The sequence below is a fragment of the Alcanivorax sp. genome, assembly GCF_017794965.1.
Taxonomy (GTDB): domain Bacteria; phylum Pseudomonadota; class Gammaproteobacteria; order Pseudomonadales; family Alcanivoracaceae; genus Alcanivorax.
Map to the genome: position 1 here is coordinate 155189 of NZ_CP051240.1, position 13812 is coordinate 169000.

13 protein-coding genes are annotated in these 13812 nt (G+C 56.5%); 12 read left to right on the top strand and 1 reads right to left on the bottom strand.

Annotated elements, in window-relative coordinates:
• Nucleotides 1-81: 81 nt before the first annotated feature.
• Entirely contained in the window at nt 82-1884 is a 1803-nt protein-coding gene (locus HF945_RS00720; RefSeq protein ID WP_290523920.1) for an ABC transporter ATP-binding protein/permease, read from the top strand.
• Between the two features lie 95 nt (nt 1885-1979).
• A complete protein-coding gene (gene yghU / locus HF945_RS00725) occupies nt 1980-2852 on the top strand; it encodes a glutathione-dependent disulfide-bond oxidoreductase (RefSeq protein WP_035232936.1) in 873 nt (290 codons plus the stop codon).
• Between the two features lie 19 nt (nt 2853-2871).
• Here the strand turns inward: yghU and HF945_RS00730 are convergent, their stop codons facing one another.
• Nucleotides 2872-3303, bottom strand: coding sequence for a helix-turn-helix domain-containing protein (locus HF945_RS00730; RefSeq protein ID WP_290523921.1), 432 nt, complete (start codon nt 3301-3303; stop codon nt 2872-2874).
• Nucleotides 3304-3648: 345 nt separating this feature from the next.
• Between HF945_RS00730 and HF945_RS00735 the strand changes: the two genes are divergently transcribed.
• From HF945_RS00735 to HF945_RS00780, 10 genes are all read left to right on the top strand, one after another.
• Nucleotides 3649-3993 carry a DUF3703 domain-containing protein gene (locus HF945_RS00735; RefSeq protein WP_290523922.1) on the top strand — a complete coding sequence of 115 codons (345 nt, stop codon included), beginning with the start codon at nt 3649-3651 and terminating at the stop codon, nt 3991-3993.
• Nucleotides 3993-4892, top strand: a complete 900-nt coding sequence (locus HF945_RS00740) for a cation diffusion facilitator family transporter (protein WP_035234531.1) — start codon at nt 3993-3995, stop codon at nt 4890-4892. The genes HF945_RS00735 and HF945_RS00740 overlap by 1 nt, the downstream gene beginning before the upstream one ends.
• A gap of 209 nt (nt 4893-5101) precedes the next feature.
• The gene (locus HF945_RS00745; RefSeq protein ID WP_035234549.1) at nt 5102-5320 is read left to right on the top strand and encodes a DUF3820 family protein; all 219 of its coding nucleotides are present in this window, start codon (nt 5102-5104) and stop codon (nt 5318-5320) included.
• Between the two features lie 15 nt (nt 5321-5335).
• The gene (locus HF945_RS00750; RefSeq protein ID WP_290523923.1) at nt 5336-6016 is read left to right on the top strand and encodes a DUF4336 domain-containing protein; all 681 of its coding nucleotides are present in this window, start codon (nt 5336-5338) and stop codon (nt 6014-6016) included.
• 387 nt (nt 6017-6403) lie between these two features.
• Nucleotides 6404-7567: an efflux RND transporter periplasmic adaptor subunit gene (locus HF945_RS00755; protein ID WP_290523924.1), complete on the top strand. Its 1164-nt coding sequence runs from the start codon at nt 6404-6406 to the stop codon at nt 7565-7567.
• Nucleotides 7567-9501, top strand: coding sequence for a MacB family efflux pump subunit (locus tag HF945_RS00760; protein ID WP_290523925.1), 1935 nt, complete (start codon nt 7567-7569; stop codon nt 9499-9501). Before HF945_RS00755 ends, HF945_RS00760 begins: the two co-directional genes overlap by 1 nt.
• Nucleotides 9494-10870 (top strand): efflux transporter outer membrane subunit, encoded by a 1377-nt coding sequence (locus tag HF945_RS00765; RefSeq protein ID WP_290523926.1) that lies wholly within the window; start codon nt 9494-9496, stop codon nt 10868-10870. Before HF945_RS00760 ends, HF945_RS00765 begins: the two co-directional genes overlap by 8 nt.
• 355 nt (nt 10871-11225) lie before the next feature.
• The gene (locus tag HF945_RS00770) at nt 11226-12134 is read left to right on the top strand and encodes a histone deacetylase (protein ID WP_290523927.1); all 909 of its coding nucleotides are present in this window, start codon (nt 11226-11228) and stop codon (nt 12132-12134) included.
• A 257-nt stretch (nt 12135-12391) separates the two neighbouring features.
• Nucleotides 12392-12775 (top strand): CbiX/SirB N-terminal domain-containing protein, encoded by a 384-nt coding sequence (locus HF945_RS00775; protein ID WP_290523928.1) that lies wholly within the window; start codon nt 12392-12394, stop codon nt 12773-12775.
• A gap of 183 nt (nt 12776-12958) precedes the next feature.
• Nucleotides 12959-13783, top strand: coding sequence for a hypothetical protein (locus HF945_RS00780; RefSeq protein WP_290523929.1), 825 nt, complete (start codon nt 12959-12961; stop codon nt 13781-13783).
• The last annotated feature ends 29 nt before the right edge of the window (nt 13784-13812 follow it).

Below are 13812 nucleotides of genomic sequence, written 5' to 3' on the forward strand. Positions count from 1 at the left end.
CCGCGGGCTTTTTTTGTGTGTCTCGGCAGAGGGTTTGGGTTGCTATACTGTGGCTTTGATTTTTCCTGAACGGATTTTTGTATGCGTGGCCTGAGCCAGGATATAAACCCCAAGCCCATCGACTGGTCCGTACTCAAAACCCTGTTTCCCTACCTGCTGGAATTTCGTACCCGGATTGCCCTGGCGGTGGGGTGTCTGGTGCTGGCCAAGCTGGCCAGTGTGGGCTTGCCGTTTATCCTCAAGCACATCGTTGATGACCTGGATGCGGACGGCACCAGCCAGCTGATTACCCTGCCGTTGGGCTTGCTGTTGGCCTATGGGGTGGTGCGGTTTTCCAATGTGCTGTTTGGCGAATTGCGTGACACCTTGTTTGGCCGTGTTACCGAGCGGGCCATGCGCCGGGTGGGGCTGAAAGTGTTCCGTCACCTGCATGCCCTGGATCTGGATTTTCATCTCAACCGTCGCACCGGTGGTCTGTCCCGGGATATCGAGCGGGGTACCAACGGCATCAGCTTCCTTCTCCGTTTCATGGTATTCAACATCCTGCCCACCTTGCTGGAAATCGGCATGGTGATCGGGCTGCTGCTGTGGAATTACGATGTCTGGTTTGCGTTGATTGTGGTGATGTCTGTTGTCGCCTATGTGGGCTTTTCGGTTTATGCCACTGAGTGGCGGCTGGCCTTTATTCGCGAAGCCAACCAGGCCGAATCGTCCAGTAGTACCCGTGCTATCGACAGCCTGCTCAATTATGAAACGGTGAAGTATTTCACCAATGAACATTTCGAGGCAGACAACTACGACGAGAATCTGGCGCGCTGGGAGGAGGCGCGGCGCAAGAATCGCCTGTCACTCTTTGCGCTTAACGGTGGCCAGTCACTGATCATTGCGGCAGCCATGACCACGGCCATGGTGCTGGCGGCGGTGGAGGTCACAAATGAGTCGATGACGCTGGGTGACTTTGTGCTCATCAATGCCTTCATGATGCAGGTGTTCATGCCGCTGAACTTTCTCGGTTTTGTCTACCGGGAAATGAAAGGGGCCATGACCAACATCGAGAACATGTTTGCGATTCTGGCGGTGGCACCGAAGGTGGTCGACGAGGATGATGCCGGTGAGCTTAAGGTGACCCGGGGTGAAATCCGTTTTGAGGATGTGCATTTCGGTTATGGCGACAGTCGGGAAATTATTGCTGGTGTCAGTTTTACCGTGCCGTCAAGGCAGAAGGTGGCTATTGTGGGCAGCAGCGGTGCCGGCAAGTCTACCCTGTTCAAGTTACTGTTCCGGTTTTATGACCCGGCCAGTGGGGATATCAGTATTGATGGCCAGTCGATTCGTAACGTAAGCCAGGCATCCTTGCGCGGAAGCATTGGTGTGGTGCCCCAGGACACGGTGCTGTTCAATACCAGTATCTTCGAGAATGTGCGCTACGGACGTATCGATGCCACGGATGAGGAAGTCCGTGAGGCCATCCGCCTTGCCTACCTGTCCGACTTTATCGCTTCGCTGCCGAAAGGGGAGGCCACCATGGTGGGGGAAAGGGGGCTGAAACTGTCAGGTGGAGAGAAGCAGCGGGTGTCCATCGCTCGTGCCTTGCTCAAGCACCCGCCGATCATGGTATTCGACGAAGCGACGTCATCACTGGACAGCCATTCCGAGAAGATTATTCTCAAGGCGATCCGTGAAATTTCCCATCAGCAGACCACACTGGTCATTGCCCATCGCCTCTCTACCATCATGGATGCGGATCGCATTATTGTGCTGGACAAGGGTCGGGTGGCCGAGCAGGGAGGCCATGCCGAGCTGCTGGCCAAGGGCGGGCTCTATGCCCATCTCTGGGAAGTCCAGCAGCATGAGCAGGCTGCTCCAGCCGGAAAAATGGATTGAATCAGTTGAAGGGTTTGTGCTGATTTTTCAGCTTGTTTCGCCGCAATACGGTATCCATAGTGGGTATCCATATTGATAAGGGCCCGGAGCGCTTCATGACTGATGATACCTATACCCCGCCGAAAGTCTGGACATGGGATAAGGAAAGCGGTGGCAAATTCGCCAACATCAACCGCCCCATTGCCGGCCCCACCCATGACAAGGCGTTGCAGGTGGGGAAACACCCACTACAGCTTTACTCTCTGGCCACCCCCAATGGGGTGAAAGTCACGGTGATGTTGGAAGAGCTGCTGGAGAAAGGCCATCAGGGTGCCGAGTACGACGCCTGGCTGATCAACATCCAGAATGGCGACCAGTTTGGTAGTGGCTTTGTGGACGTGAACCCCAACTCCAAGATCCCGGCGCTGATGGATCACAGCGTGGAGCCGCCGAGAAGAGTCTTCGAGTCCGGCAGTATTCTGTTGTATCTGGCAGAGAAGTTCGGCGAGTTTCTGCCCGCAGAACCCGGAGCGCGTACCGAAGTCATGAACTGGCTGTTCTGGCAGATGGGCAGCGCGCCCATGCTGGGTGGCGGCTTTGGCCACTTCTACGCCTATGCGCCGGAGAAATACGAGTACCCGATCAACCGCTACACCATGGAAATCAAGCGGCAGCTGGATGTGCTGGATCGCCAGCTGGCGGACAACGAGTACATTGCCGGTAGCGAATACTCTATTGCCGATATGGCCATCTGGCCCTGGTATGGAGCGTTGGTGACCAACAAGGTGTACGAGGCGGCGGAGTTTATCGAGGCGCACACCTACACCAATGTGTTGCGCTGGACTCACCAGATTGCCGAACGCCCGGCAGTCAAGCGAGGTCGTATGGTCAATCGCGCCTGGGGTGAGCCTTCCAGTCAGTTGTGGGAGCGTCACGAGGCCAGTGATTTCGAACTCAAAACACTGGATAAACTGCAATCTGCTGAGTAAATCTCTATAGAGCAGGCGGTCAGCTCTGGCCGCCTGTTACGTTGTGGTCGTGTTGACACTGACCATGATCATTGAGCACTTCAATGACCCGGCATTCCCCTTCATGTCCGTGAGCACATTCCTTGATCATTCGATCCAGCTTATCGCGCAGGGCGGTGAGTGAGCGAATCCGTGCCTGCACCGCATCCCGGTGCCGTCGGGCGATGTTGTCGGCATGCTGGTGCGATGCGCTTAGCGCCAGCAGTTCACGAATATCATCCAGGGTAAAACCCAATTCCCGCCCATGGCGGATAAATTGCAGCCGGTCCCTGTGCTTCTGGTGGTAGCGGCGTTGCCCGCCCTCGCTGCGTGCCGGCTCTGGCATCAGCCCGATTTTTTCATAGTAGCGAATGGTTTCTATCTTGCAGCCGGTGTCCCGGCTCAGAACGCCGATGGAAAAAAGTGTGCTCATGTTGCCCTCCAGAGTTTGGGAGTCTCTGAATAACTCCTTGCGTACTCAGCGTGGCCTGAAGCGTGCAGCTGTTGTGTCTTGCCTCGATGGTCAGGGTGGTTCCCTTTCCGAGAGGCAAGGCGCAGCAGATGGGCGCTTCAGGCCGCGCCCTCCGGGTCTTCCAGGCTGGCCCGCACTCGTTGTTGCGCTTTTTTGATGGATGGACATACACCTTCAAAAGCGCGCCTAGATTGCGAACCAGCCTGAAAAGACTGAGTACGCAAGGAGTTATTCAGAGACTCCCTTGAACCTGTAGTCACTATAGCTTTTTTAATGGAGGCATGGGATAGCAGGAAGAGGTAGCCGATGATGAACGAACAGCAGCAACAGGCCTTTGAGCAGGCGATGAACAGAGCCCGGCAGCTTTGCCAACAGGGGCGTTGGGGAGAGGCGTTCCCGTGGTTGGAGCGAGCGCATATCCTTGGCCAGCGCAGCACCATGGCACATGTGACCACTCACTGTTGGATGTTCAGGGTTGGCTGGCATCGGCGAGACTGGTCTGAAGTACGGGGCCAGTTGTTACGCATTCCGGCGGCCCTGCTGATGTCCCGTTTGTGGGTACCGGTGGGAAATACTGGCGGTGCCAACGTGAATCCACTGAAACCCTTGCCCCTGCCGGAGAACCTGAAAATGATCATGGAGAAACGCTGATGCATGGACATCATCACGGCCATCATCATGGTGATGATGAGGGTAAGGCGATTGGTTTGGCCTTCTGGCTGAACTTCACGTTTACCATCATCGAGTTTGTGGGCGGCCTGATGGTCAACTCGGTGGCGATCCTGTCCGACGCCGTGCATGACTTGGGTGATACCCTGGCCATTGGCATGGGCTGGGTGCTGGGCAAGACCAGTAAACGCAAGGCGGACGCCCGTTTCAGTTACGGTTATCAGCGGTTGTCAGTGCTGGCGGCGGTGATCAACGCCGTGGTGCTGATCGTGGGCTCGGTGTTCATCATCAGTGAGGCCGTGCCGCGGCTTTGGGCTCCGGAAATGCCTGATGCCACCGGGATGTTTGGGTTGGCGGTGCTGGGTGTGGTGGTGAATGGGCTGGGCGCCTGGCGGCTGTTACGGCAATCCTCCATGAACGCCAGCATGATCCGCTGGCACTTGCTGGAAGATGTGCTGGGCTGGGTGGCAGTACTGATCGTGTCACTGGTGCTGATGGTCTGGGAAGTGCCGATTCTGGACCCGATCCTGTCCATCGGCTTTACCCTGTTTATCCTTTTCAATGTGGCACGCAACTTGTGGGCGTCACTGAAGGTGTTCCTGCAGGCTGTGCCTGCGGATGTGGATGTGCAGCAGCTGGTGTCCCAGCTGTGTGAGCCGGAGCAGGTAAACGGGGTGCATCATGTTCATGTCTGGAGTCTGGATGGTGAGCAGCATGTATTCAGTGCCCATGTGGAGTTGAAGGGCTCTCTGGATGTGGAGCAGGTACAGACATTGAAACAGCAGTTTCGGGCGCTGGTGCTGGATTTCGGCTTTGCCCACTCCACTATCGAGGTGGAGTGGCCGGGGGAGTCCTGCCGGCATGAGGATGTCGACGGCTGAGCGTGCGCGGGGTAGGCTGTGGGGCGAGTTTAAAGTTCAAAGTTGAAACGCGGAGTAAGTCATCGGTTTTGCAATGCCGTGCCCGCGCTTGCCGGTAAAGTCGAGGGCACAGAGTCTCAAACGCAAACCCCTCGCCCGCGCTTTTCAACTTTAAACTGACCCCCGGTTTTCGCCAGCAGGCTGGCACCTACAAAAGATATCAGGCAGTAATGGATTTCAAACAGGAAGACCTTAAAGCACTGGTGGAACGCACCATGCCTTTCGGTAAATATCAGGGGCGCGTGTTGATCGATGTGCCCGAAGAATATTTGTTGTGGTTTGCTGACAAGGGCTTTCCGAAAGGGGAGCTGGGCAGGCTGATGGCTCTGGCCCTGATGCTGAAAATGGATGGCACGGAAAAGCTGCTTGATCCACTCAGGGCCAAGTAAACCAAGGAGAAACTGATGTCACGCCTTCAACCCCTTGCTGATGCCGTCTGGCATGTATCTGTGCCGCATACCTTTGTGGGTTTGCATTTGGGAACTCGCATGACGGTGGTGAAATTGTCTTCCGGTGGACTGCTGCTGCATTCACCAATACCGGTGGATGATGCACTGGCGGCAGAGTTCGCCGGGCTCGGGGAGGTAAAACATATTGTTTGTCCGAACCTGTTCCATCATGTGTTCGCTGCTGAAGTGAAGGCCCGTTATCCTCAGGCCCTTTTGCATGGTCCAGCCAAGCTGGCGAAAAAGCGCAAGGACCTGAGCTTCGATGCGATGCTTTCGCAAACGCCGCACCCGGATTGGGGAAGTGACTTTGAGTTGGTGTTCATTGAAGGCTCCATGCTCAATGAAACCGTTTTCTTCCACTGTGCCAGTCGCACCCTTATCGCCGCGGACCTGATCGAGAATTTCCACCAGTGTGATCATGGCTTTACCCGCTGGTACCTGAAAATGGGCGGGTTGTGGCAGAAGCCGGGTTGGCACCCGATCCTGCGACTGGTCTACCTGAATCGCCGCAAGGCTCGCGCGAGCGTGACTCGTATTCTTGACTGGCCTGTCGAGAATCTCAGTCTGGCCCACGGCGATGTGATTACCGGTAATGCCCGTAATCAGCTCTACCTTGGGTTGAAGTGGTTGTTGTAGCTACGAGCTACGAGCTACGAGCTACGAGCTACGAGCTACGAGCTACGAGCTACGAGCTACGAGCTACGAGCTACGAGCTACGAGCTACGAGCTACGAGCTACGAGCTACGAGCTACGCTCGATTGGATTAGGAAAGGCCAAAAAGTTCCCGGGGGTAGGCGCTTTCTTTAGCCGCTCGATTCGCCCAGGCAAGCTGGGCTTCTACAAAAAGGGTTTCTGAAGCGCCGTTGTAGGAGCCCAGCTTGCCTCAGCGAGGTAAGGGTTCCAGGACGTTTCCGGAGCCGCAGTCATTCAACTTGCCCAGAGCCTCTCTTCCCCCCCTCCACATTTCTTGCACCTTTCTTCGCTATCTTCACTGCCATTATTCATGGTGTGTGTGGACAGTTCATGGCTACCTGGATTCGCCGTTACCCGAAAACGGCTGGTGTTTTACTGATTATGCTGCTCCTGATGCTGGTAACTGGCTGGCGCTGGGGGATGGCGTCTTCCCCGCAGATCCAGTGGCAAACCGTCACGGTGGAACGGGGGGATGTGGAAGAGCTGGTGACCGCGCTGGGGACGTTGGAGCCCAGCGACTATGTGGATGTAGGGGCTCAGGTGTCCGGGCAGTTAACCCGTTTGCATGTGGCGGTGGGTGACCGGGTTGAGGAAGGCCAGCTATTGGCAGAGATTGATGCCTCGGTCCAGCAAAGCAAGGTGGATGCGGGTTTGGCGGAACTGGAATCCTTGCGTGCCCAACGGGATCAGCGCAAGGCCGAACTGGAACTGGCCCGGCTCCAGTTCCAGCGCCAGCAGCGCCTCCACGATGCCAGGGCGACCAGCGAAGATGCGTTCCAGAGTGCGCGCTCTGCACTGGCGGTGACGCAGGCTCAGATCAAGGTACTGGACGCACAGGTGCGTCAGAAGCAGGCCGCCATTGCCGGTGACCAGACCAGTCTGGGTTACGCCAGGATCTATGCGCCACGCACGGGGACGGTGGTCAGCATTGAGGCCCGGGAAGGACAGACCCTGAATGCCAACCAAACCACGCCGACTTTGATGCGCATTGCTGACCTTTCGGTGATGACGGTCTCAACCCAGGTCTCGGAAGCGGATGTGGATCGGCTGCAAAAGGGGATGTCGGTGTATTTCAACACACTGGGCAACAGCAAGTTGCGCTATGACAGCGCTCTGCGGCAGGTGCTGCCCACTCCGGAAGTGGTCAACAATGTGGTGCTGTATACCGCCGAGTTTGATATCGCCAATACCGAACAGCGGTTGATGTCGGGGATGACAGCCCAGGTGTTTTTCGTGGTGCAGTCCGCCCGCGATGTACTCAATCTGCCGGTGGCGGCGGTGAAACAGGCTGGTCGGGAACAGTGGCAGGTCCAGATTCTGGACAGCCGAGGCAAGGTGCAGCAGCAGAGCGTCAAGGCGGGCATCAGCAACCGGGTACGGATCGCCATTCTGGAGGGCTTGGCCGAAGGCGATAGTGTCATTGTCGGCCAGTCTTCCGCAGCTTCTGCCACGGATGGTGAGCAACGTCGTTCGCGTGGCCCGAGACTGTTCTGATGGCCTTGATCGAGCTGCGCAACATTCGCAAACGCTACCTTACCGGCGAGCAGCAGGTGGAAGTGCTGCATGGTATTGATCTGGATATCGAGGCCGGTGAGTTTCTTGCCATCATGGGCAGTTCCGGCTCCGGCAAATCTACATTGATGCACATTCTGGGTTGTCTGGATCAGCCCAGTGACGGCAGTTACCGCTTTGCCGGCAAGTCGGTGACCGGCATGGATCACGAACAGCTGGCCTGGCTACGCCGCGAAATGTTCGGCTTTGTTTTCCAGAGCTATCACCTGATTGGAACCGCCAGTGCCTGGGAGAACGTGGCGCTGCCGGCTATCTATGCGGGTATGCCTCGTGAAGAACGTAAGCATCGTGCAGAGACATTATTGGCTGGGTTGGGGCTGCAGGAGCGCCTTGAGAATCGTCCCAATCAGTTGTCCGGCGGGCAGCAGCAGCGGGTGTCCATTGCCCGGGCATTGATGAATGGCGGCAAGGTCATTCTGGCTGATGAGCCCACCGGCGCGCTGGACAGCGCCAGCGGTGAGGCGGTGATGGCGCAGTTGCAGCAACTGGCAGAGCAGGGTCATACGGTCATTGTGATTACCCACGATGCCAAAGTCGCCGCCCATGCGGACAGGGTGGTGGAAATTCATGATGGCAATCTGATTGGCGATGTTCGTCACCGCAACCACCTTGCCGAACGTGCCCATGCCAATGTTGAGCCGCCGGTAGAGCGAGCTCTGCCGGATCTGGGCGAGGTGCGTGAGTCGGTGGTGATGGCCTTGCGTTCCCTGCGTGCTAACTGGATGCGCACCGTACTGACATTGCTGGGTATTGTGATCGGCGTGGGGGCAGTAGTGGTGATGCTCGCCATCGGTGAGGGGGCCAAGCAGGAGGTGGTCGACAGGATCAATGAACGGGGCTCTAACTTGTTGGTGATTCGCCCGGACCGGGGGCAGCAGCGCGTGGCAGATGGGGTGATCGCCACCCTGGTGCCGGAGGATGCAGAAGCGCTGAAAAAACTCCCCAATATCCTTCTGGCGGTGCCGGAGATTTCCGGTAGCGTGACCGCGCGGGCCAACGGCAAGGATATTTCCACCAGCGTTCAGGCGGTGAGCGCGGATTTTCCCCAGTTGCGGGACTGGGGGTTGGAGGCGGGCATATTCTTCGATGATCAGGATCTGACCCGCTATGCTCCGGTCGCGGTGATTGGCCAGACCGTGAAGCGATCACTGTTCCGGAATAGCGACCCACTGGGGCAATTTGTGTTGCTAAACAGCATCCCCTTTCAGGTTATCGGTGTAATGAGCGAACAGGGTGCATCGGGCCGCGGAGATGATCAGGACGATGTGGTGATTCTGCCGCTGACCACCGGAACCTTGCGATTATTCGGGCAGAACTATCTTCGCTCCATCACCCTGGCGGTGGATGACGTAACGCAAATTGACGCGACAGAAAAGGCGGCAGTGCAGCTGCTCAGCCAGCGGCATGGCAAGGAAGATGTAAGGGTGTTCAATATGGCATCACTGCTCGACATGGTATCGGAAACCCAGAACACCCTGACCATGCTGCTCGGTTCCATTGCTGGAATTTCGCTGCTGGTCGGCGGCATTGGGGTGATGAATATCATGCTCGTCAGCGTGACTGAACGGGTTCATGAGATCGGCATTCGCATGGCAACGGGGGCGCGCCGTCGGAATATTCTCCAGCAGTTTCTTACCGAGTCTGTGGTGGTGTCTGCATTGGGTGGCGTAGTGGGTGTTCTGGCCGGCGTGTTGATTGGGCTACTGCTGGCGCAGCTGGGAATGGCCATCATATTTTCTGTGCCGGTCATGGTGGCGTCATTTGTGTGTGCGGCGGGAATTGGCCTGTTGTTCGGTTTTGCACCTGCGCTAAAAGCCGCGCGCCTGAACCCGGTGGAGGCACTCAGCAATGATTAAAAGAGCCTCAGCATTGCTGCTGACCATTGCCCTGCTTTCCGGTTGCGCTATTCAGTCTGGCCTGGAGGTACCTGAACAGACGATGCCTGAACAGTGGCTTAACCAGCAAAGTGCCAGTGAGGCCATGGTGGAGCATCCTCTATGGTGGCAGCAGTTCGAAAGTCAGGAGCTCAATCAATTGGTAGAGAAAGCCCTGGCGGCCAATACGGATCTGCAGGCGGCGGCAGCTCGGGTGGAGCAAGCTGATGCCCAGCTGGCCCTGGCAGGTTCCGCCTTGTTCCCGACATTGGGAATGAATGCCGGAGGTAGCCGTAGTGGTACGGTAGGTGAAAACGGTAGCAGTGATACTTTCAGTGCTTCTCTCAATGCGAGCTATGAACTGGATCTGTGGGGGCAAATTCGCAACAGCCGTGATGCGGCACGCGCTTCCTTGCTGGCCAGCCGCTTCAACCGCGATACCGTGCAGCTCACGGTGATTGCCAGCGTGGTGAATACTTATCTGCAGGTGCGTTACCTGCAAGACAATCTGGCGCTGGCGGAAGAAAATCTGCAGCTGGCACAGCAGGTGCTGGCGGTGGTGCAGGCCAAGGTGGAAAACGGCGCAGTCTCACCGCAGGATCTGGCTCAGCAGAAAACCGTCGTGGCCAATGCCCAGGCGCAGTTGCCGTCGCTCCAGCATCAGCTGCGTCAGAGTCGTTATGCGCTGGCCGTGCTGGTAGGCGAAATGCCCCAGGCATTTACGGTCAGTGGTGGCCAGCTGGATACCCTTGCGCTGCCGGTGATCCAGGCAGACCTGCCTGACCAGGTACTGGCCCGGCGTCCGGATGTGGCCCAAGCCCAGGCCGCTCTGATGGCGGCGGATTACGCCGTGGCTGCCGCCCGGGCAGATTACTGGCCTTCCATTTCTCTCACTGGCAGTGGCGGTTATGCCAGCACCGAGCTGTCTTCCCTGTTCAATGGCGATGCCCTCTACAGCCTGGGCGTGTCGCTGGCCCAGACCCTGTTTGATGGCGGTGCCCGCAGTGCCCGCATCGACCAGAGCAGGGCGGCCTGGGAAGAACAGGTGGCGGGCTATACCGGCACGCTGTTGGTGGCCTTGCAGGAAGTGGAGCAATCCTTGAGTAACGTGCAATCGCTAGCCGACCAGCAACAGTATCGCGAGGAAGCCTATCGTCAGGCGGAAGAAGCCTACCGGGTAGCGCAGGTACGCTATCAGGAAGGGGAGACGGAGCTCACCGATGTGCTTAGTGCACAAAGCAGCTTCAACAACGCCCGGCAGAACAGCCTGGATCTGATCTACAACCAGTACCTGTCCCGCGTCACCCTGTACCGGGTGCTGGGGCAGGGCGGGGGAGAGGCGGAGTCTTGAGCTGCGTGCTACAAGCTACGCTTGATTGGAAAGGAAAACCCCAAAAGGTTCCCTGGTTTCTGCATTTCTACGAAGCCGCTGTAGGAACCGGAGTGCAACGGAGGTAACAGCCGAAGGCTGGCCCGAAGGGTGAGCGCAGCGAATAACTTGCCTGCAAGCGATCCGAGCCTGAGCGAGGTGAGGGTTCCAGAAACGCATTTAAAACCTGGAGGAAATCCCTCCCTCGCAGGAACGTGGCGCGGCGAATAACGGACGTTCGGCCGCGAACCGTGCGCAGGATGAGCAATGCCAGCACCCATTGCCCGAACATCGTTGCGCCTCCACAATGTTTGAACATTCAGAACCCGGCAGCTCCATGCTTCCCCTCGTCTATCACCCCGACTACAGCTTCCCCTTTCCGGGTGAACACCGCTTCCCCATGGAGAAGTTTTCGCTGCTGCATCGGCACCTGCGCTCGCTGGGTATTGCCCACCGTGATAATGAGTTTCGGCCGGGCAGGGCAAGGGCGTCACTGTTGGGACAGGCGCACTGCCCGGATTATGTGGCGGCCATGATTGGTGGCACGCTGGATCAGAAGGCCTTGCGCAGGATGGGTTTACCCTGGAGTGAAGGGTTGATGCGGCGCACCTGCATCGCGCCCATGGGCACCTTGCTCACCGCGCAGCTGGCACTCAAGCATGGTCTGGCCTGTCACCTGGCGGGCGGTACCCATCATGCCCATTATGACTTCGGATCCGGATTCTGCATTTTCAATGATCTCGCCTTTGCCGCGAAGCACCTGCTGGTTAGCGGGGCGGTGCAGAACATTCTGATCTTTGATTGCGATGTCCACCAGGGTGACGGTACGGCTGCCATGCTGACGGACGAGCCTCGCGTCTTTACCTGCTCGATTCACTGCGAAAAGAATTTCCCGGTACGCAAGATGGATAGCGACCTGGATGTGGGACTTCCGTTGGGGATGACCGACCGGGGTTATCTGGATACGGTCTTCGATACGTTGGAGGGGCTGCTGGAAAGCGTTCAGCCAGACCTGGTGCTCTATGATGCCGGCGTGGATATCTATGAGCAGGATCCACTGGGGCGTCTGGCTGTTTCCCTGCAAGGGGTCGCCGACCGGGATCGTGGTGTGATCCAGCGCTGTCGCGATAAAGGCATCCCGGTGGCCACGGTCATCGGTGGCGGCTACGATGACGACAGGCAGGCACTGGCGCGTCGTCACGCGCTGGTGATCGAAGAAGCGGCTAGAATAGCGATTTCAATGTAGCATCATTTCTGGCGGCTTTGTGAGGTGGGGCGGACAGAGAAGCAGTTGAAAGTTCAAAGTTGAAAGTTAAAAAGGCGCGGGGAAGGAGGGTTCCGTTCGTGTAGTCCCTGCCCGCGCCGTTACCCGTTAGCGCGGGCACGGCGGTTAAAAACCTGCAGGCCTGATCCGCGTTTCAACTTTAAACTTTGAACTTTCAACTCTACCCATGCCGCTGTCAGACTATTCACCTGTCAGGTAAGCGTAATAAAGGAGTTCCCATGTCCAAAGCCCTGTTAATCATGGCCCACGGCAGCCGCAGTGAAACGGCGAATGATGAATTTCGCGCTCTGGTAGAGAGAGTGGCGGAAGCGGCCCATGCCAGTGGGCAGGAGTATGTCGCAGTGATTCCCTGCTTTCTGGAGCTGGCGAAACCCTCTTTGATTGAAGCCATTCAACAGCTGGAGCATCAGCCGGTGGAGGCCGTTCAGCTGTACCCATTGTTCTTCAACAAGGGAAAGCATGTGGGGCGGGACATTCCTGCACAGATTGAGGAGGCGCGGGAGCGGTTTCCTGATCTGGATATCGAGCTACTGGATTACTTTGGAAATTCAGAGGGGTTGGCGGAGCTGGTGTTGTCGCATATTGGAAGGCAGGGCGGGTAGAGTTAACAGTTAACAGTGAATAGTTAATAGCGAAACCCTTGCGCCTCTTCGGGGGCTGGCGTCTTGCATGATGCGTGTTGCAGCCGTCGAGCTGATTTCTGGTTTGGTGCCGGGATATGTCGCATTTAGTAAAACGGTTATTTAAGAATAGCAGGTTGTTTTTTTGAGTTGGTGAGGGGTGAAGTGAAGTTATTAATGGGGTTGATTTTCTTGTTTGTGTTGGTGGGTTGTGGTGATGGGGTGGAGGTCGAGAGAGATGCTTACTCTGATCCTGACAAGGTTTTCGATGAAGCCTTGCAGGCCCATGAAGACGGTAATTACGAGGAAGCGCTTAGAAAGCATATCTGGTTTTATCAATATGCGCTTGATTACCAGCCCTCTTTATCTGGAGTTAGATTGTCATATGCCTTGAGCGACTGGGGATGTTTGGCAACTAAATACCCTGATGCGTTAGTCGCTTTGGAATATTTTGTTGATAAGGAAGAGGATGAAGTCAAAGATGGTGGTGATGTTTACTCTAGCTTTCATGACTTTGAATCTATTAATGGGGTGCTCGGCAATGAGGAGCGAATAATCGCTCTCTTTGAGTGGCTAGACAGAAATGATGAGAGGTTGGCAGAGAAGGTTTCCAATTTGGCTCGTCCGGCATTAATAGAAGCTGAAAAGTACGCCTTGGTCGGGAAATATCTTGATTCGGAGAGAGAGTTGGATATGCAACTGATGCAGCTGGAAGTTGTAAGTAACTTTGATGTTCCGGGTGCTAAGGATGGTGAAATGGAAGACTATGCGTATGAAACTTTTTCTGAAGAAATTCAAACTATGGTCGCGATCCTGGCGAAGAATGGCCGCCTTGATGAAATTGAAAGGATGTCGAGAAAAGCCGAAGAGAAGTGGGATGACGAGGGTTTCAAAGCGCAATTGGAACTAGCCCGGCGTGGGGTTTTTCCAGAGCGAATAAAGAAAAACAGTACCTGCTGTTCCCAGAGTGAATGTGTTGAAAGTGAATGATCGGTGGTGGCGCCCTTCCCGTAGCCCGG